General features: G+C 62.3%; 21 protein-coding genes. 14 read left to right on the top strand and 7 right to left on the bottom strand.

Going from position 1 to position 17,751, the window contains the following annotated elements; all coding sequences use genetic code 11:
• A partial coding sequence (locus Q0L30_RS25715) for an alginate export family protein (protein ID WP_296663685.1) occupies positions 1–368 on the top strand: 368 nt, incomplete at its 5' end.
• Between the two features lie 103 nt (positions 369–471).
• Here the strand turns inward: Q0L30_RS25715 and Q0L30_RS25710 are convergent.
• Entirely contained in the window at positions 472–1,392 is a 921-nt protein-coding gene (locus Q0L30_RS25710; protein ID WP_296663682.1) for a LysR family transcriptional regulator, read from the bottom strand.
• Between the two features lie 843 nt (positions 1,393–2,235).
• Here Q0L30_RS25710 and Q0L30_RS25705 point away from each other — a divergent pair.
• A complete protein-coding gene (locus Q0L30_RS25705) occupies positions 2,236–3,138 on the top strand; it encodes a LysR family transcriptional regulator (RefSeq protein ID WP_296663679.1) in 903 nt (300 codons plus the stop codon).
• 4 nt (positions 3,139–3,142) lie between these two features.
• The gene (locus Q0L30_RS25700; RefSeq protein WP_296663677.1) at positions 3,143–3,547 is read left to right on the top strand and encodes a hypothetical protein; all 405 of its coding nucleotides are present in this window, start codon (positions 3,143–3,145) and stop codon (positions 3,545–3,547) included.
• 31 nt (positions 3,548–3,578) lie between these two features.
• Here the strand turns inward: Q0L30_RS25700 and Q0L30_RS25695 are convergent, their stop codons facing one another.
• Together Q0L30_RS25695 and Q0L30_RS25690 are read right to left on the bottom strand one after the other, a co-directional pair.
• Entirely contained in the window at positions 3,579–4,256 is a 678-nt protein-coding gene (locus Q0L30_RS25695; protein WP_296663674.1) for a PAS domain-containing protein, read from the bottom strand.
• A gap of 65 nt (positions 4,257–4,321) precedes the next feature.
• On the bottom strand, positions 4,322–5,299 hold the full coding sequence (locus Q0L30_RS25690; RefSeq protein ID WP_296663671.1) for an ornithine cyclodeaminase family protein: 978 nt from the start codon (positions 5,297–5,299) through the stop codon (positions 4,322–4,324).
• A 159-nt stretch (positions 5,300–5,458) separates the two neighbouring features.
• Here Q0L30_RS25690 and Q0L30_RS25685 point away from each other — a divergent pair, with 159 nt between their 5' ends.
• The 3 genes from Q0L30_RS25685 to Q0L30_RS25675 all read left to right on the top strand — a co-directional run bounded on the left by Q0L30_RS25685 (position 5,459) and on the right by Q0L30_RS25675 (position 8,043).
• Positions 5,459–6,256, top strand: a complete 798-nt coding sequence (locus Q0L30_RS25685; RefSeq protein WP_296663669.1) for an ABC transporter substrate-binding protein — start codon at positions 5,459–5,461, stop codon at positions 6,254–6,256.
• 31 nt (positions 6,257–6,287) lie between these two features.
• Positions 6,288–7,532, top strand: a complete 1,245-nt coding sequence (locus tag Q0L30_RS25680) for an FAD-binding oxidoreductase (RefSeq protein WP_296663667.1) — start codon at positions 6,288–6,290, stop codon at positions 7,530–7,532.
• 88 nt (positions 7,533–7,620) lie between these two features.
• Positions 7,621–8,043 carry a hypothetical protein gene (locus Q0L30_RS25675; protein WP_296663665.1) on the top strand — a complete coding sequence of 141 codons (423 nt, stop codon included), beginning with the start codon at positions 7,621–7,623 and terminating at the stop codon, positions 8,041–8,043.
• Positions 8,044–8,236: 193 nt separating this feature from the next.
• Here Q0L30_RS25675 and Q0L30_RS25670 read toward each other — a convergent pair whose 3' ends face one another.
• From Q0L30_RS25670 to Q0L30_RS25655, 4 genes are all read right to left on the bottom strand, one after another.
• Positions 8,237–8,464: a hypothetical protein gene (locus Q0L30_RS25670; protein ID WP_296663714.1), complete on the bottom strand. Its 228-nt coding sequence runs from the start codon at positions 8,462–8,464 to the stop codon at positions 8,237–8,239.
• A gap of 60 nt (positions 8,465–8,524) precedes the next feature.
• A complete protein-coding gene (locus tag Q0L30_RS25665) occupies positions 8,525–8,824 on the bottom strand; it encodes a hypothetical protein (protein ID WP_296663663.1) in 300 nt (99 codons plus the stop codon).
• A 215-nt stretch (positions 8,825–9,039) separates the two neighbouring features.
• Positions 9,040–9,750: a GntR family transcriptional regulator gene (locus Q0L30_RS25660; protein WP_296663711.1), complete on the bottom strand. Its 711-nt coding sequence runs from the start codon at positions 9,748–9,750 to the stop codon at positions 9,040–9,042.
• A gap of 2 nt (positions 9,751–9,752) precedes the next feature.
• Positions 9,753–11,459, bottom strand: coding sequence for a sigma-54-dependent Fis family transcriptional regulator (locus Q0L30_RS25655; RefSeq protein WP_296663661.1), 1,707 nt, complete (start codon positions 11,457–11,459; stop codon positions 9,753–9,755).
• A gap of 294 nt (positions 11,460–11,753) precedes the next feature.
• Between Q0L30_RS25655 and Q0L30_RS25650 the strand changes: the two genes are divergently transcribed.
• The 8 genes from Q0L30_RS25650 to Q0L30_RS25615 all read left to right on the top strand — a co-directional run bounded on the left by Q0L30_RS25650 (position 11,754) and on the right by Q0L30_RS25615 (position 17,745).
• The gene (locus Q0L30_RS25650; protein WP_296663658.1) at positions 11,754–11,981 is read left to right on the top strand and encodes a phenol hydroxylase subunit; all 228 of its coding nucleotides are present in this window, start codon (positions 11,754–11,756) and stop codon (positions 11,979–11,981) included.
• A complete protein-coding gene (locus Q0L30_RS25645) occupies positions 11,978–12,976 on the top strand; it encodes an aromatic/alkene monooxygenase hydroxylase subunit beta (RefSeq protein WP_296663657.1) in 999 nt (332 codons plus the stop codon). Before Q0L30_RS25650 ends, Q0L30_RS25645 begins: the two co-directional genes overlap by 4 nt.
• A gap of 49 nt (positions 12,977–13,025) precedes the next feature.
• Complete coding sequence (locus Q0L30_RS25640) at positions 13,026–13,295, top strand: MmoB/DmpM family protein (protein ID WP_296663654.1); 270 nt, start codon at positions 13,026–13,028, stop codon at positions 13,293–13,295.
• A gap of 59 nt (positions 13,296–13,354) precedes the next feature.
• On the top strand, positions 13,355–14,905 hold the full coding sequence (locus Q0L30_RS25635; protein ID WP_296663652.1) for an aromatic/alkene/methane monooxygenase hydroxylase/oxygenase subunit alpha: 1,551 nt from the start codon (positions 13,355–13,357) through the stop codon (positions 14,903–14,905).
• Positions 14,906–14,921: 16 nt separating this feature from the next.
• Complete coding sequence (locus tag Q0L30_RS25630; RefSeq protein WP_296663649.1) at positions 14,922–15,278, top strand: phenol hydroxylase subunit P4; 357 nt, start codon at positions 14,922–14,924, stop codon at positions 15,276–15,278.
• 73 nt (positions 15,279–15,351) lie between these two features.
• Entirely contained in the window at positions 15,352–16,416 is a 1,065-nt protein-coding gene (locus Q0L30_RS25625) for an NADH:ubiquinone reductase (Na(+)-transporting) subunit F (RefSeq protein WP_296663646.1), read from the top strand.
• Position 16,417: 1 nt separating this feature from the next.
• Positions 16,418–16,810: a 2Fe-2S iron-sulfur cluster-binding protein gene (locus Q0L30_RS25620; protein ID WP_296663645.1), complete on the top strand. Its 393-nt coding sequence runs from the start codon at positions 16,418–16,420 to the stop codon at positions 16,808–16,810.
• Positions 16,801–17,745: a catechol 2,3-dioxygenase gene (locus Q0L30_RS25615; RefSeq protein WP_296663641.1), complete on the top strand. Its 945-nt coding sequence runs from the start codon at positions 16,801–16,803 to the stop codon at positions 17,743–17,745. Before Q0L30_RS25620 ends, Q0L30_RS25615 begins: the two co-directional genes overlap by 10 nt.
• Positions 17,746–17,751 lie beyond the last annotated feature (6 nt).

The raw sequence follows: 17,751 nt of genomic DNA, 5'->3' as shown, positions 1-17,751 counted from the left end.
CCCTGTTCCCGAACGGTTACTACTTCTCGCTCGCAGGCTATACGGGCTACACGAACCTCATTCACATCAAGCCGAATATCACGCTCAAGCCAACCCCGAATCTTGTGTTGCTCGGCGGGTTGGGTTTCCAGTGGCGCCAAACGACCGGCGACGCCGTCTATCAGCAGGGCAATCAGGTTGTGCCAGGCACGGCGGGCAAGGGCAGTCTGTGGACCGGGATGTACGTGCAGTTGCGCGCGGACTGGACGATTGCAGCAAACCTGATCGGGTCGATCGAAGCCGTGCACTTCCAGGTGGGCAACTCGATCCGCCAGGCGGGCGGACACAACGCCGACTACGCCGGCCTCGAACTGAAATATGGATGGTAAGCCCCGCAAGCGCTTGAGTATTGGCCGATCTGTTTTCCTGGCGCGGCATTGGACGTGCAGATCGCGATTGCGCAAACTTCCCGGCCCTGGCGCCAGGGGGGAGTCACGCGTCAACGTTAGCCCATGGCGCCGCCGCGAGACACTCCGCCAGATAGTTCAGTAACGCCGTGACCCGTGCGGGGCGCAGGATGTTCGGCGGAGTCACGAGATTCACGTTAATTTGGCTGATCCTCCAGTCTGGCAACACATCGATCAGTTGCCCCTGTTTGATCGCGTCCCATACGAGAAATTCAGGTTGTAATGCGAGGCCTTGGGCCGCTAGAAGTGCTGGAGCGATCACGTCCGCGTTGTTGCTGCGAATTCTGCCTTTCACCGCTACGGAATATTCCTCGCCGGAGGCATGCCGGAATTGCCATGACTCCGGCGTGGGCAGATTCGTATAGATAAGACATTCGTGTTGCGCAAGGTCTCGCGGATGTACAGGTCGCCCACTACGTTCGAGATACGCTGGCGCGGCTACCAGCGGTCGATTAACGACGCAGAGCCGGCGCGAGCGCAGAGAGGAATCGCCAAGTTCCGCGATCCGGATGGCTACGTCGAAGCCGCCGGCCACCACATCGACAATCTGATCGGTCAGGGAGAGGTCGACATTCACTTCGGGATAGCGGTCAAGGAACGTGGGGATCAGCGGCGCCAGATAGCGGATTCCAAATGACATCGGCGCGGTAATGCGAACCATGCCCCGCGGCTGTATCGCTTGCGCGGACGCCTCCGCTTCCACAGTTTCGCCTTCGGTCAGGATGCGAAGGGCCCGTGCCCGGGCAAGTTCACCCGTTGGTGTCAGAGAAAGCTGGCGCGAACTGCGGTAGAGGAGCGCCGTGCCAAGCCGGCGTTCGAGACGGGAAATCGCTTTTGACACCGTTGGCTGGGAGATGCCAAGCGAGTCTGCGGCTTTGGCGAAAGAACCGGCTTCGACAACGCGCGCGAAGATTGCCCACGCTTCAAGGTCAGGGAGTGTTTGCATATAAAAATGGAATTGATGCTATTTCATTTTTTCGATGTTACTTGAAGAGCGTTCTTATGGTATCGCGATGCTGACGATTTGCATGAGCCGCAACGAGGCGTCCCATCGAACTGCACAGAGGAGGATTCAGGCATCCGGTTCTGGATTCGAATGTTACTTATCATACGCCCCTGTCGTTCCTGCTTGCGAAGGGACATTGAAAGCAGTGTGGGGGTAAAAGTGCGGGCCTTATTTCTTTAAATATAAATTCGCGCGGGCGCGTTCATCGCTCATTGGCTATTTAGAAAACCATTGCCGCACCTGAATGTTAAAAATACAACGTCATGAATCGTGGTCAACCAGCAAGCTACTCGTACATGGGGGCGCTGTGTACGGCGGTTATTGAGCTTTCAATGCAATTGCGCGGCGTCAATTATTACGGCAGCCGAAAGATGGAGCGCAGTGGACGTCGAACGCTGGAGGGTCTGCTACGCCATCGATACTGGAATGCCTTCTATTCCATTTGTTCTATTTATAGTTCGTCCCGGGTCCGATAACATTGCTCCACAAGACTCACACTGTTGCGTAGGTAATTTCACCGCGGGAAACAGCCTGAACAACGAGCCTGAACAACGCGATCGAATTTTCATCACACGCAATAGAGATGTTCGATCCATTTCCATACCGGATCGTCAACTGGCTAAGCGCCGGCGCGGATGTCTCTGCGAGATCGGGTGGCGAACAGAGCACCCGAAGCAGCCGTCGCATCCTTGAAGTTGGGTGTGCGGGTAGTTTCAGGTGGCGAGCGGCCCGGTCATCTCTGGACAATAGAACCGGTGTAATACACCCAGCTATAACAATTGCATGCAAAGTCTTCCCGATCTCGAGGCTTGGGCGATTTTCGCGCGCGTGGCCACTACAGGCTCTTTCGCGAAAGCTGCAGAAACACTTGGCATGTCGCAGCCCACTGTGTCGAAGGCGATCACACGTCTTGAGAGGCGGCTCGGCACGACGCTTCTATACCGAACCTCGCGTCGAATTTCTCTCACGCCAACAGGTCGGCTGGTGATGGAGCGAGCCCAACACATCGTCAGAGAGTTCGAACTGATCGAAGCACAGACCTCTGCACACGCCCGGACCCCGAAGGGGCTGCTGCGCGTTTCGGCTCCGATGTCTTTCGGTCTCAAGTATGTGGCGCCGCTCATGCCGGAGTTTCTCGACCGCTATCCGGATGTGAACCTCGATGTCTCATTCGACGACGCTGTCGTAGACGTCGTGGGCGGCGGTTTCGACGTGGCTATCCGAATCGCGGAACCAGAGGATTCGTCCTTGCGCGCGCGTAATTTGTGCGTCATACGCCGTATCCTGGTAGCAAGTCCGAGCTACCTTGCGCAGTATGGCGCCATTCGCCACCCCCAGGAAATTGAAACGCACGCGTGTCTTTGCTATGAGACTCATCCGGCATCTTTGTCATGGCGTTTCCAGCATGCGTCCGGTGAAGAATGCAATGTGGCGATTGACAGCCGGATACGAACCAATAATGCCGAGTCGTTAATGCCGGCGCTACTGGCCGGTGTCGGGATCGCGCTACAGCCAGAGTTCATTGTGGCGGACGCGCTGGAACATGGAGATCTGGTTGAGGTGCTGCCCGACTGGAAAATCGGGCAGGTATACCTGAGTGTCGTCACGCCATCGCAACCTATCCGACCTACGTGTGTTGCGGCATTGCTCGACTATCTTTCGGAGAGTTTGCCGTCCGTGTCGTAGAAGATTGCCTGTCAATCATGTGCAGCGGCTGTTCGTCCATGAGAAGGAACTCTCATTCTGGCGCGACGATGCCATCTATTCGAGCGCACCCGACGGTTTTCGCCCTTTCTTCGACGCGGCACGAAACGCGTTCAACGCCTACGGCGAGAAGTTGGTGCCGTTCCATCAGGCGTCGATTCTGCCCGGTATCCAGACAGTGCCGCTGTTTGGGCATACGCCTGGCCATACCGGCTATCTGCTGGGCAGCGATCTGAGTACGGCCAATCGAGCATTGAGTGACGTGCCACAGCAGTACGTCGACCACGCCAAACCGGGTAAGGCGGTCGTTGTGAAGCAGGGGGGCCGCTGCTGCCGGATATCCAGAGCTTCCAATACCGACTCGTGTTCCCGGCGAGTCATCCGTCGGTAATCGCCCGGCGTACATCGTGGCTTCATTGCGGCTATTCGGCGTCCACCTTCATTTCGCGCAGATGCTTGTAGACCGTCGCCCGCCCCATGCCCAACACCTTCGCCACGTAGTTGGCAGAACTCTTGCCCTTGAATGCGCCTTCGGCGTACAGCGCCTCGACCAGTTCACGCCGGTGTTCACGCGTGAGCGAGTTGAGCGCGATTTGCCGTTCGCGAAGCCAGCCGTGCAGAAAGGTATTGATGCGTTCCTGCCAGTCGTCCTTAAAGAGCTCCTCGGGCTGCGCGATCACGCCCGCGCCACGCAGGAAGAGATCGAGCGTGGCCTGCATGTCGTCGAAGGCCGCAATGTTGAAGTTGATGCACATGACACCTGTCGCGCGCCCTTCATCGTCGAACAGCGCCGTGCTCACGCAACGCATGCGCCGGCCGTCCCAGTTCACGTTCTCGTAGGGGCCGAGCAGTTTGTTGCGCGTGGTTTCCTCGACGTCTTCGAGTGCGGCGTCGTCGCCGATCTCGCGCTTCGAGAGATTGTTCGAGAGATACGCCACGGTCTGGTCCGAGAGGTCGTGAATCACGACTTCCGCGAACGGGAAAAACAGCGTGGTGATGCTGTCCGCCACGTGCGCGTAGCGCGCGAGCAGCACGTCGCGCGACGTTTTCGGGCTGGCGATCCTTCTCACACGGGGCGTGTCGCTTTCTCGTTTCGGCATCGGACTGGGGCCGGGTTGCGGCAGGTAGGACGTCGATGATGGTGCGTTTTACCTGGCGTTACCCATCAGCGGGCATTGCGCAGGTGCTCATAGAGCGCGTTCGCGACGGCCATGTCTTCGAGACCAAGGCCGATCGAGCGGAAGAATGCATGACGTGCGTAAGCGGGTCTCGGGCACGCGTCGTTCGCGAGTTCGGCAAGATCGCCCGCGATCGCATCCGGCGACCAGCCGTGCTCGCGCGCGGCGAGCACCATTTCGCCCGCGCTTTGCGGCGTGGTGTGGCGATAGTCGCAGTATACGTCGAGCGTCGGCAGCGCGGCCGGATCGATCTCATGTGCGTACGCAACGTTCGTGCTGATCGAGGTGATGAGTGCGGGTTTCGTCAGCGCATCCAGCGCGAGCACGGGCTTGCCCGATGAGGTGCACAGCATCACCACGTCGGCGTCGCGCACGCAGGCTTCGGTCGTCTCCGTGACGCTTGCCCGTGCGTCCAGCGTGCGCAATTGCGCATGGCGTTGCGCATTGCCGGCGAGCGTCGGCGAGTAGACGCGAATGCTTTCCCACGCGCGCAGCGGCGCGGCATGGCGAATGTGTGCCAGCGCGACGGCGCCCGAGCCGATCACGGCCAGGCGTTTCGCCTCGCGCGGTGCGAGCTGGTCGATGGCGAGCGCAGTTGTGCCCGCGGTGCGCTCGGTGGTGAGCAGCGCCGAATCGCACCACATGAGCGGCTGCCCCGTTTTCATCGACATCAGCGCGGTCCATGCGGTGATGACGGGCGGCTGGCCGTCGGCGCCCGCGATGTACGGCGAGAGCTTCGCGCCGAAGACGCCCGCTTCGGCGAGCACGCCGAGATAAGTGATGAAGTCGCCCGCCTGCTTCGGAAACAGCGCGAGCGTCTGCGGCGGCTGCACGGCGTCACCGCGACCGAGTGAAGCGAACAGGCGGGTCAGTTCGCCTCGCACGTCGAGGCTCGGCAGAGCGGCGCGCACCTGGGCGGCGTCGACGACGAGCGGCGCGGCGATGGGTTGAAACGTCTCGTTCATGTTGGGGCTCCTGAGTCGCGGGGTAGACATTTTTGTCCATTCTAGACTTTTTTTCGTTTTCGTCTATATTCCTCCTGCGGCCGCGGCCTCTCGGGAGAGGATGCTGTATAACGACGCAACGCACTTGAACAGACACTTATTACGAATTGGGTGACGACGATGAACAGGAAAATCATTCGCATTGCGGCTGCAGCCAGCCTCGCGTGCTTTGCGGGCATGACGGCGAGTGCGGCGCTCGCACAGGACCAGAAAACACTGCGCTTTGGCGTGGAAGCGTCCTATCCGCCGTTCGAGAGCAAGACGCCCTCGGGCGATCTGCAAGGCTTCGACATCGACATCGGCAACGCGGTGTGCCAGAAGCTGCAGATGAAGTGCGTTTGGGTGGAGAACAGCTTCGACGGCCTGATCGCCGCACTCAAGGCACGCAAGTTCGACGTCATCGATTCGGCGATGAACATCACCGACAAACGGCGTCAGCAGATTGCCTTCACGCCCGCCATCTATGTGATGCCGATCCAGATGGTTGCGAAGCGCGGCTCGGGGCTGCTGCCCACGCCCGCCAGTCTGAATGGCAAGTCGGTTGGCGTGCTGCAGGGCTCGACGCAGGAAGACTATGTGCGCAAGCACTGGGGCACGCAGGGCGTGAACGTCGTCTCCTATGAGAACCAGGACCAGATTTTCGCGGATCTCGCGGCCGGGCGTCTGGACGGTGCGGTGCAGGAAGTGCAGACCGCCACGGACGGCTTCCTCGCGAAACCGCAGGGCAAGGGCTTCGACTTCGCGGGCACGCCGCTCACGGATCCGGCCACGCTCGGCGAAGGCACCGGTTTCGGCATGCGCAAGGACGACGCGGCGCTCAAGGCCCGGGTTGTCGCCGCGATCGATTCGCTGCGCCAGGACGGCACACTGACTAAGCTCTCGATGAAGTACTTCGGCCGCGATATCGTCGCGAAGTAATGTCGATGACTTTGCAATCCGGAGCAGGGACATGAGCAAGAGCGCGATCGTTCTCGGCGCGGGCATCGTGGGCGTGAGCGTCGCGCTGCATCTGCAGGCGCGCGGCGTGCAGGTCACGCTCGTCGACCGGCGCGGGCCCGGCGAGGAAACGAGCCATGGCAATGCCGGGTTGATCGAGTCGTCGTCGGTCGTGCCTTACGGTTTTCCGCGCGACTGGCGCATGCTGCTGCGCCTCGTGCGTAACAACTCGACCATGCTGTGCTACGACGTGCGTTCGTTGCCTGCTTACGCGCGCTGGCTCGCGTCTTTCTGGCGCGAGTCGTCGCCGGCGCGCCTTGCAAACGCTGCGCGCGACATGCTGCCGCTTATCGAGCGCAGCGTGGCCGAGCACGAGGCGCTGATCGCGCGCGCGGGCATGCGCGAAATCGTGCGTTCTATCGGCTGGCTCGAAGCGTGGCGCTCACCCGCCGGTTTCGAGCGCGAAATGCGCGCGGCCCGCGCGGTGGCCGACGCGCACAGCCTTCACGTGCAGATGTTCGATGCGCCGGGTTTGCGGACGCTGGAGCCATCGTTAGGCGAGGGCTATGCGGGCGCGATTCACTGGATCGATCCCGCGTGCGTGACGGATCCTGGTGCGCTGACGAAGGGCTATGCGCAACTGTTCCTGCGCGAGGGCGGTACCTTTGCACAGGGAGATGCGCGCACGCTGATGCCCGAAGGCAAGGGCTGGCGCGTGCTGACCGACGCAGGACCGTTGAGTGCCGGGCTTGCCGTCGTCGCGCTCGGTCCCTGGTCGGATCTGGTGACGCAGCCGCTCGGCTACCGCGTACCGCTCATGGTCAAGCGCGGCTATCACATGCACTACGCGAGCGAGGCGCGTGCGCCGCTCGTGCACCCGGTCGTGGATATCGAAGGCGGTTACGTGGTTGCGCCGATGCGTCGCGGCCTGCGTCTCACCACGGGTGTGGAGCTTGCCACGCGCGAGCGTCCGCCCAACTACGCGCAACTCGACGCCGCCGAGCGCGAGGCACGTCCCGTGTTCGGCCTTGGCGCCCGGCTAGACGAAACGCCGTGGATGGGCTTGCGCCCCTGCACGCCCGACATGCGCCCGCTGCTTGGGCCTGCACCGCACCACGCAGGGCTGTGGTTCGCATTCGGTCACAATCACCATGGGCTCACGCTCGGGCCGGTCTCGGCGCGCCTCGTTGCCGAGCAAATCGTCGGCGAAACGCCGTTCATCGATCCCACGCCGTATTGGCCCGCGCGATTTAGCTAACCCGCGCGTGTCGATACACGCCACCGCTATCCTGCGTAGACTTCTTGAACCAGATGAGCGGAATGATCATTAACCACAGGAGGCAGACATGGCAGAAACCTGGCAATTCCAGATCAGGATCACCGTCGTGCCTGAACTGGCCGATGCGTTGCGTGCGCGTGTGCCGTATGAGGGCCGCGATTTGCTGGAAGCCGTCTTGCATGAACGCAACGCCACATTGAAATGCCAGTTCGACGCATTCGCCGAATATCTCGAAGAGGCGGAAGGTGCGGGGCGGGACCATTATCCGCTGTATCAATGGACGAAGGACACGCTCGATAACCCCGAGAAAAAGGCGAAATATCTGAAGTCGTTTACGGTCTACGTGCGCGGGGAGGAGGTCTACGACAAGGAAACCGCCGACTGGCTGCATGCAAGGCTTTCGGCCCTCGCAGGCAAGGTCGGCATCGAGAACGTGAGCCGGTACGATACGAACCCCGCCAACAATCCGCAGCCGCCCGTGGGGAAATAATTCAGGCGGGCTTCCAGTCACTTCCGCCATACCGATCCAGGTTGCCTGCAGGGTGTCACGAATCCCAAGGGTGGCAGCGACCGCTAAGCTCTGAATGCAATCTTTGAGCAAACAAGTGCAAGTCCCATGCGGCTGGGAGAACCCAATTCGAATGGGCGCTCCCAGCGGCAACTAACAAGGCCAGTGCCTGGTATCACGTACCCAGCTTTTGCGAACGAATTGCTTGCTGTTGTGCGGCCCGCTCCTCCGCATGCTTCTTCGCAACGTGATGTCCGACGATGCAGCCACCGACCGCGCCAGCGACTGCGTGGTGCCCCGCATAGTGCCCGGCGACACCGCCGACGACTGCGCCCTTGAGGCAGCCGGCGGCGTCTGCCGTTCCGGCCGCGGCCAGTCCCAGGGCAGCAGCCACAACGAACATACCGACCCGTAGATTCAGTTTCATGATTGGCGTCAGCCTCGTATTACGCGTCGAATTGGTTTAATCGTCGTGGTCGCCGCGGTCGTGCCACTCGCGCCACTGGTGCTCGCGATACTCGTGTTTTCGCCATTCGTGTTCCCGCCACTTACGTGCACGCCAGTCCTCGTCGTCGGGATAGCCCGTCACATACGGAACGGGCGCGTAGGCGACAGGCGGAGGCGCAACGTACACGGGTTCGGCCGGGGCGTAGATGACGCCTGGTACGCCAATCCCCACGTCAACATCCACGTGCGCGCTTGCTGCCGTCGACGCGATCAATGCGGTCGCGCCCAATACCACGCCGAGAATCGTCTTTTTCATTTCCCCCACTCCTGCGTACGTTGCGTGCGTTGTTGGTTAGCACGGTTCGGAGTGTAGGTGGCGGACCTGGGTAAAGGTGAAACCGCGTTGCGAGATTCGTAACCGGGCGTATCCGGAACCCGGTCTGGCATCGCCGTCGTGAACCTCGCGCCGGATGTTGGCCAGATGTCAGGTTGTCGAAACCACCGGCCTTCCGTGACAGAAGACTTCGTTGCCTACTCGAACGGGAAAGTCCCTTTGGGCGCCTGCTTCATGGTCGTGAGCGTCGTGCTGATGTGGTCTTCCAGCGCTAACGCGGCGCGCGCGTCGGCGCGGTTCATCGCCGCTTCGAAAATGCATGCGTGTTCGCGATGCACGTCGCGGTTCGAGCTTTCGAGGCCGATGCACGCGCGCCGGTAGCGTTCGCCATGCTGGGACAGCACGCGCAGAATCAGATAGGTCCACGGCGACGCCGCGGCCGAGATCAACTCTTCATGAAACTGCCGGTTGTGGACTTCCCACGCGGGCCGATTTTCAATCGACACCGGCTGTTCCCACGCTGAAAGCATTTCGAAACTTTGCCGCACGCGCTGCTCCCAGGCGGCGTCGCCGTGCCGGACCGATTCGCGCAGCGCGTTCACCTCGATCAGGATGCGCAATTGCGTGATGTGCTCCAGATCGGCGATCGACATGGACGTGACGCGAAAGCCGCGTTGTCCCTCGGCGACGACGAGCGCATCGCTGACGAGCCGCGTGAGCGCCTCGCGCAGCGTGCCCGCGCCGACGCCATAAACGTCCTTCAGGTGCTCGACGCGCAGCTTTGTGCCGGGCGGATAGCGGCCCTCGATGATGTGCTTGCGCAACTGGTGATAGGCCTGCTCGCCGAGCGTGCGGGCGTGCGGCTCGCCGGTGTCTTTGGCGAGGAGCGTTTCGATGGACGGTGACAGGTTCACGATTGCGCCTCCTGATCCTGATTCTGATTCTGCTTGCGCCCGAGGCGGTAGCTGAGTTGTGGACGCGTGATGCCGAGCAGCCGCGCGGCTGCGGACAGGTTGCCGTTCGCGCGGTCCACGGCCTCGTGCAGCAGCGCGCGCTCAAGCCCTTCGAGCCCGCCGCCGCAGTCCTGAAGCCGGTCGAGCAGCGCGTGGCAGTCGAAGCGCGCGGCGCTGCTTTCCTGAATCTGCCCCATGCGATCGATCGTTGCGCCTTCGGGCAGGTTCATGCCGGGAAAGAGAGCCTTCGCGTCGACAGCGCAATCCGGCCGCGACAGGATCACGGCGCGCTCGACGATGTTCTCCAGTTCGCGCACGTTGCCGGGCCATGCGTGCTCGCGCAGCGCGTTACAGGCGTGATCGGTGAGCGCGGGGACCGGCTTGCCGTGCAGCGACGCGAAGCGCTCGAGCATGGCGTACACGAGCGGCTCGATGTCATCGCGGCGCTCGCGCAGCGGCGGAATGATCACGGGGTAGACGTTGATCCGGTAATAGAGGTCGGCGCGAAAGCGGCCTTCCTGGACTGCGCGGGCGAGATCCTGGTTCGTCGCCGCGACGAGCCGCACGTCGACCTTGCGGCTATCCGTCGAGCCGAGCCGCTCCACTTCGCCTTCCTGGATCACGCGCAGCAGCTTGGCCTGCACTTCCAGCGGCAACTCGCCGATTTCGTCGAGGAACAGCGTGCCGCCTTCGGCGCGCTCGAAGCGGCCGGGGCGCGCGGCCTGCGAGCCGGTATACGCGCCTTTCTCCGCGCCAAACAGTTCCGATTCGATCAGTGCGTGCGGAATGGCTGCGCAGTTGACCGCGACGAACGGGCCGGACGCACGCGCGCTGAGCGTGTGCAGCGCACGTGCAAAACGCTCTTTACCGACGCCGGTTTCGCCGGTCAGCAGCACGGTGACCTTGGTCGGCGCAGCGGTCTGCAGCAGCCCATAGGCGGCGCGAAATGCGGGTGAGCGGCCGATGAGGCGGGTTTTGTCCGCGTCGGGCGCGATTTCGAGGCGCAGCGATTCGACCTCGGTCTGCAGGTCGCGAATCGTGTTGAGGAGCGACTCGGCCTTGAACCACGACGACAGCTCGGCTGCGTCCGGCCACTCGTCGAGCGGCTTGCCGACGATGTGGCAATGCGCGTCGTCCATCCCGACGCACGACATCTCCTTGAACAGGATCGTGCGGCCCATGAACGTGCTCGTGTAACCGGATGCATAACCGATCAGCATCCAGCACACGGGCTGCGTTTGCGGCCCGAAATTGCGCTTGTGCACTTCGGCCTCCCACGAATGCTCCCAGTGATACTCGCCGTAGAAGCGGCCGGTTTCCCGGTCGGCCTCGAAGCGGATCGGCGTGACCTGCACCGCGCCTTCGAGCATATGCAACTGCGGGCCGACCGCGAACATGTCGTAGAGCGGCGCGTTGCCGCGAATCTCGCGAGCAAGGTTCGCATCGCGCTCGCCCGCCGCGAAGCCTGCGCGGGTGAAAATCCGCCGCGCCTCGACCGGCCCGACGCTTTCCAGCAGTTCGCGGCGCAGCGAGCCGAGCGCCGCCGTGTGGATCAGCACCATCCGCTGCCCGGCGAGCCAGATACGGCCGTCGCTTGCCGAAAAATGGATCAGCCGCCGCAGATCGGCGTCGGTCGGCAAGGGGGGTAGATCGGACCGCGTCATGTCTCCTCCGTCGAGATTTTACATTTCTACGCGATTTGAGCACCGATGTGGGCGGCGTTGTGACGATTTCGTCAATCGCGTTTGAACAGGTTGATCAAATCATAAAAAGCCGCCACAGATCAACTGGTTGGAGCGGGTGTTTTTGAGCTGTAACGGCTCTGGTTTACCGGTATTGCGTTTCTTAATCGTCGCCTTGGCGTCGGTGCTTACCCTGAATTATCGAGATTTTTGCTGTGAGCGCCAGGTATGTGGCACGGATGGTGCATTAAGGTCAGCGCAATGGAGGAGACACCCATGCAACGACAGACAGCAGAAGAACGGTTCGATCCAGGCCGCAGGTTCGTCAAGGTGACCGGCATCAACACCCGGGGATTCGTGGAGTTCGAATTCTCGGTGGGGCAGCCGGATCTCTGCGTCGAACTGATGTTGCTGCCCGCCGCGTTCGAGGAATTCTGCCTTGCGCAGAACGTCTCGCGGCTCGGGCAATCGAGCGAAACCATGATCCGGAGGAGCAAGCAGTGACCATCGATCTGAAGACAGTGGACATCAAGCCGCTGCGGCACACCTACGCGCACGTCGCCCAGTACATCGGCGCGGACAAGACGGCTTCGCGCTACCAGGAAGGCACGATGGGCGCGCAGCCCGCGGCCAACTTCCACTATCGCCCGACGTGGGACCCCGATCACGATCTGTTCGATCCGGCGCGCACCGCGATCGTCATGTCGAACTGGTACGCGCTGAAGGATCCGCGGCAGTTCTACTACGCGTCGTGGACGATGACGCGCGCGCGCCAGCAGGACACGATGGAAGCCAACTTCGAGTTCGTCGAGTCGCGCGGGATGGCTGACCTGATTCCCGAAGCGCTCACAGCGCAGGCGCTCGCCGTGCTGGTGCCGCTGCGTCACGCCGCGTGGGGCGCGAACATGAACAACTCGCAGATCTGCGCGCTCGGCTACGGCACGGCGTTTACCGCGCCAGCCATGTTCCATGCGATGGACAACCTCGGCATCGCGCAGTACCTCACGCGCCTCGCGCTCTCGGTGTCCGGCCCGCAGGTGCTCGACGACGCAAAGGCCGCCTGGCTCGACGATCCGCTGTGGCAGGCGCTGCGACGCTACGTCGAGGACACGCTCGTAGTCGCCGACCCGGTCGAGCTTTTCGTTGCGCAGAACCTCGTGCTCGACGGCCTGCTGTATCCGCTCGTTTATGACCGCTTCGTCGACGAGCAGGTGGCGCTCAAAAACGGCTCCGCGATCGCGATGCTGACCGCGTTCATGCCGGAGTGGCACGACGAATCGAGCCGCTGGGTCGACGCGGTCGTGAAGACGATGGCCGCCGAATCCGAAGACAACCGCGCGTGCCTTGCGCACTGGACGCACCAGTGGGAAGAGCAGGCGGCCGCGGCGCTGTTGCCCGTTGCTGAACTCGCGTTCCCCGCGTGCGCGCACGCGGTGCTCGACGAAGTGCGCGAGCAGCTTCGTGGACGTATCGCGAAGCTCGGCATTGTTTGGCAGTAACCCGCGGCAGTAACGCCCGAACCGACCTGAACCGACCGAAGGAAAACGCATGTCCAACGTCTTTATCGCATTTCAGGCCAACGAGGAATCGCGGCCCGTCGTCGAGGCGATTCTTGCCGACAACCCGAACGCGGTCGCTGTCGAGTCGCCGGGGATGGTCAAGATCGATGCGCCGGGGCAGCTGACGATCCGGCGCCAGACGATCGAGGACCTGACTGGCGCCCGCTTCGACCTGCAGCAACTCCACGTCAACCTGATCACGATTTCTGGACACGTCGACGAAGACGACGACCAGTTCACGCTCAGCTGGAAACATTAAACGCGATTAAACACGATTAAACGCGGCGCAACGAACGCCGACCCATGAAGGAGACATGCATGGACACGCCCGTGCTGAAGAAAAAGCTTGGCCTGAAGGAACGCTATGCCGCGATGACGCGCGGCCTCGGCTGGGAGACGACCTATCAGCCGATGGAAAAGGTCTTTCCGTACGACCGTTATGAAGGCATCAAGATTCACGACTGGGATCAGTGGGTGGACCCGTTCCGCCTCACGATGGACGCGTACTGGAAATACCAGGGCGAGAAGGAAAAGAAGCTTTACGCGGTGATCGAAGCGTTCACGCAGAACAACGCATTCCTTGGCGTCACTGACGCGCGTTACATCAACGCGCTGAAACTCTTCATCCAGGGCGTGACGCCGCTCGAATACTACGCGCACCGCGGTTTCGCGCACGTCGGCAGGCATTTCACCGGCGAGGGTGCACGCGTGGCCTGCCAGATGCAGTCGATCGACGAGCTGCGCCACTATCAGACCGAAACGCATGCGGTTTCGACCTACAACCGGTTCTTCAACGGCATGCACCACACGAACCACTGGTTCGACCGCGTCTGGTACTTGTCTGTGCCGAAGTCGTTCTTCGAGGATGCCTCAACATCCGGGCCGTTCGAATTCTTGACGGCGGTGAGCTTCTCGTTCGAGTACGTGCTGACGAATCTGCTGTTCGTGCCGTTCATGTCCGGGGCGGCGTTCAATGGCGACATGTCCACGGTCACGTTCGGCTTTTCCGCACAGTCGGACGAGTCGCGGCATATGACGCTCGGCATCGAGTGCATCAAGTTCATGCTCGAACAGGACCCGGGCAACGTGCCGATCGTGCAGAAATGGATCGACAAGTGGTTCTGGCGCGGCTACCGGCTGCTGACGCTCGTCGCAATGATGATGGATTACATGCAGCCCAAGCGCGTGATGAGCTGGAAAGAGGCGTGGGACATGTACGCCGAGCAGAACGGCGGTGCGCTCTTCAAGGATCTCGCGCGCTATGGCATACGCGAGCCGAAGGGCTGGAAGGATGCTTGCGAAGGCAAGGACCACATCAGCCACCAGGCATGGGCCACGTTCTACGGCTTTGGCGCCGCTGCGCCGTTCCATACCTGGGTGCCGCACGAGGACGAAATGAAGTGGTTGTCCGCGCATTATCCGGACACGTTCGACCGCTACTACCGGCCGCGCTTCGAGCACTGGCGCGAGCAGGCGGACGCCGGGAACCGCTTCTACATCAAGACGCTGCCCATGCTCTGCCAGACCTGCCAGATCCCGATGCTCTTCACCGAGCCCGGCGACCCGACGAAGATCTGTGCGCGCGAATCGGATTACCTCGGCAACAAATTCCACTTCTGCAGCGATCACTGCAAGGAGATCTTCGACGACGAGCCGCAGAAGTACACCCAGGCATGGTTGCCCGTGCACCAGATCTACCAGGGCAACTGCTTCAAGCCCGGCGTCGATCCGACGCGCGAAGGCTTCGATCCGCTCGCGGCGGTGCTCGACTACTACGAAGTGGACCCGAAGCGCGACACCATGGATTTCGAGGGTTCGGAAGACCAGAAGAACTTCGCGGCATGGCGCGGCGAAGCGTCGAGCAACTGAGGCAGGGGAGACCATCGTGACCGTTATCGCGCTCAAGCCCTACGAGTTTGCGCTCAAGGACGCAGTAGAAAAATTCCCGGCGCCGCTCGCATACGTCGGCTGGGAGGACCACCTGATGTTTCCGGCGCCGTTCTGCCTGCCGCTGCCGCCGGACATGCCGTTCGGCGCGCTCGCCGCACAGGTGTTGCCGGGCATCTACGGCTATCACCCGGACTTCGCGAAGATCGACTGGAGCCAGGTCCAGTGGTTCAAGTCGGGCAAGCCGTGGACGCCCGATCCGTCGAAGAGCCTCGCGGAAAACGGCGTCGGCCACAAGGACCTGATTCGCTTCAGGACGCCGGGCCTCGAAGGCATTGCAGGGTCGTGCAGCTGAACGCAACACGCGCAAATGTGCAGGACCGGGCGAAACAATATGCCCGGCCTGCCGGATCAGGAACGGAACCGACATGAGTTATCAGCTCACCATCGAGCCGCTGGGCGCCACGATTGAGGTCGAGGAAGGGCAGACCATTCTCGACGCTGCGCTGCGCCAGGGCATCTACATTCCGCACGCGTGCTGTCACGGCCTGTGCGGGACCTGCAAGGTCGAGATCGTCGAAGGCGAGGCGGATCTCGGCGAGGCGAGTCCGTTCGCGCTGATGGATTTCGAGCGCGAGGAACGCAAGGCGCTGGCCTGTTGCGCGACGCTGCAGGCGGACACCGTGATCGAAGCCGATGTGGACGAGGAACCGGACGCCGAGATCATCCCGGTACAGGACTTCGAAGGCGAGGTCGTGCGCATCGATGCGCTCACACCGACCATCAGGTCGATTCGCCTGCGCCTTGACCGGCCCATTCATTTTCAGGCGGGTCAGTATGTGCAGCTTTCGATTCCGGGGATTGCGCAGACCCGCGCGTTCTCGATTGCGAACGCACCGGACGACGTCGCGAAGACCGGCGAAGTCGAACTCAACGTGCGCCAGGTGCCGGGCGGCCTCGGCACCGCGTGGCTGCACGAGAAGCTCGCCGTTGGCGACCGCTTGCCGCTGTCCGGACCGTACGGGCGCTTCTTCGTGCGCAAGTCCGCGGGCCGGCCGATGATCTTCATGGCGGGCGGCTCGGGGCTGTCGAGCCCGCGCTCGATGATCCTCGATCTGCTCGCACAGGGAACCGCCACGCCGATCACGCTGATCTACGGTCAGCGCAACGCGGCCGAGCTTTACTACGACGACGAATTCCGCGCGCTGAGCGAGCGTTATCCGAGCTTCACGTACGTGCCCGCGCTCTCCGAGGGCGCGGCTGAATCGGGTGCGGGCGTCGGGCAGGGCTTCGTGCATGAAGTGGCGAAGGCGCACTTCGAGAACGACTTCTCCGGCCATCAGGCTTACCTGTGCGGACCGCCCGCCATGATCGACGCGTGCATCTCGACGCTGATGCAGGGACGTCTGTTCGAGCGCGACATCTTCCACGAGAAGTTCATCTCCGCGGCAGACGTGCAGCAGGTGCGCAGTCCGCTCTTTCGCAAGGTGTGACGTGGGCACAAAAGATACAGCAGACGCGAAAGTCACCGTCACGATCGCGCAGACCGGCGAGCGCTTTCCGTGCGCGCCCGGTCAGTCGCTGCTCGCGGCGATGGCGCAGCTGGGCCGGCGCGGCATTCCGGTCGGCTGCCTGAACGGCGGCTGCGGTGTGTGCAAGGTGCGCGTGCTGTGCGGCGAGGTGAGCCGGCTCGGCCCGGTCAGCCGCGCGCACGTGAGCGCCGAGGAGGAATGCGCGGGCTATTCGCTCGCGTGCCGCGTCGCGCCGCAGTGCGACGTCGAGCTTGAAGTGGCGGGAAAGATGCAAAAGCCTTTTTTCAAGGGATGCGCCACAGCGGCAGTCCCAATTTCCACAAAGCAGTCTGGAGGAGACACAACATGGGTGTGATGCGTATCGGCCATGTCAACCTGAAGGTCATGGACATGGATGCGGCGCTTCGGCATTACGAACGCGTGCTCGGTCTCAAGGAGACGCATCGGGATGCCGACGGCAATGTTTATCTGAAATGCTGGGACGAGTGGGACAAGTACTCGCTGATCCTGACTCCCTCGGATTCCGCGGGGATCAGGCACGTCGCGTACAAGGTGGAGCGCGACGCCGATCTCGACGAACTCAAGGCGCGCATCGAGGCCTACGGCACGCCGGCCGAAATGCTGCCCGAGGGCAGCATGCCCGCGATCGGCCGCCTGTTGAAGTTCAATCTGCCGAGCGGGCACGAGATGCGCCTCTATGCGCACAAGGAGTTCGTCGGCACCGATGTCGGCTCGCTTAATCCCGATCCGTGGCCGGACGACGTCCGTGGCTCGGCTGCGCACTGGCTCGACCATGTCCTGCTGATGTGCGAGTTCGATCCGGAGCGCGGCGTGAACCGCGTCGAGGACAACACGCGCTTCATGAAGACCTGCCTCGACTTCTATCTGTCCGAGCAGTTGATGGTCGGCCCCGGCCACAAGCTCCCGGTTGCGACGTGGCTGTTCCGCAGCTCGACGCCGCACGACATCGCGTTCGTTGGTGGTCCGCGCAACGGCCTGCACCACATCGCGTTCTTCCTCGACGACTGGTCCGACGTGCTGAAGTCCGCCGACGTGATGGCGAAGAACAAGGTGAAGATCGACGTCGCGCCGACGCGGCACGGCATCACGCGCGGCACGACGATCTACTTCTTCGATCCGAGCGGCAACCGCAACGAGACCTTCGCGGGGCTCGGCTATCTCGCGCAGCCGGACCGTCCGGTGACGACGTGGACGGAGGACGAAATCGGCCGGGCGATCTTCTATCACTCGGGCGAGCTCAACGAAGCTTTCACGACGGTTTACACCTGATGGACG

Origin of the sequence: Paraburkholderia sp., assembly GCF_024281035.1 — a bacterium.
GTDB lineage: Bacteria > Pseudomonadota > Gammaproteobacteria > Burkholderiales > Burkholderiaceae > Paraburkholderia.
This window is presented reverse-complemented; position numbering and strand designations above follow the sequence as displayed.

Excerpts from the sequence above, each read along its gene's own strand:
- Q0L30_RS25710 (WP_296663682.1), bottom strand. The coding sequence starts at position 1,392 with ATGCAAACACTCCCTGACCTTGAAGCGTGGGCAATCTTCGCGCGCGTT.
- Q0L30_RS25650 (WP_296663658.1), top strand. The coding sequence starts at position 11,754 with ATGCAACGACAGACAGCAGAAGAACGGTTCGATCCAGGCCGCAGGTTC.
- Q0L30_RS25680 (WP_296663667.1), top strand. The coding sequence starts at position 6,288 with ATGAGCAAGAGCGCGATCGTTCTCGGCGCGGGCATCGTGGGCGTGAGC.
- Q0L30_RS25675 (WP_296663665.1), top strand. The coding sequence starts at position 7,621 with ATGGCAGAAACCTGGCAATTCCAGATCAGGATCACCGTCGTGCCTGAA.
- Q0L30_RS25625 (WP_296663646.1), top strand. The coding sequence starts at position 15,352 with ATGAGTTATCAGCTCACCATCGAGCCGCTGGGCGCCACGATTGAGGTC.
- Q0L30_RS25640 (WP_296663654.1), top strand. The coding sequence starts at position 13,026 with ATGTCCAACGTCTTTATCGCATTTCAGGCCAACGAGGAATCGCGGCCC.
- Q0L30_RS25695 (WP_296663674.1), bottom strand. The coding sequence starts at position 4,256 with ATGCCGAAACGAGAAAGCGACACGCCCCGTGTGAGAAGGATCGCCAGC.
- Q0L30_RS25665 (WP_296663663.1), bottom strand. The coding sequence starts at position 8,824 with ATGAAAAAGACGATTCTCGGCGTGGTATTGGGCGCGACCGCATTGATC.
- Q0L30_RS25615 (WP_296663641.1), top strand. The coding sequence starts at position 16,801 with ATGGGTGTGATGCGTATCGGCCATGTCAACCTGAAGGTCATGGACATG.
- Q0L30_RS25670 (WP_296663714.1), bottom strand. The coding sequence starts at position 8,464 with ATGTTCGTTGTGGCTGCTGCCCTGGGACTGGCCGCGGCCGGAACGGCA.
- Q0L30_RS25690 (WP_296663671.1), bottom strand. The coding sequence starts at position 5,299 with ATGAACGAGACGTTTCAACCCATCGCCGCGCCGCTCGTCGTCGACGCC.
- Q0L30_RS25635 (WP_296663652.1), top strand. The coding sequence starts at position 13,355 with ATGGACACGCCCGTGCTGAAGAAAAAGCTTGGCCTGAAGGAACGCTAT.
- Q0L30_RS25705 (WP_296663679.1), top strand. The coding sequence starts at position 2,236 with ATGCAAAGTCTTCCCGATCTCGAGGCTTGGGCGATTTTCGCGCGCGTG.
- Q0L30_RS25685 (WP_296663669.1), top strand. The coding sequence starts at position 5,459 with ATGAACAGGAAAATCATTCGCATTGCGGCTGCAGCCAGCCTCGCGTGC.
- Q0L30_RS25655 (WP_296663661.1), bottom strand. The coding sequence starts at position 11,459 with ATGACGCGGTCCGATCTACCCCCCTTGCCGACCGACGCCGATCTGCGG.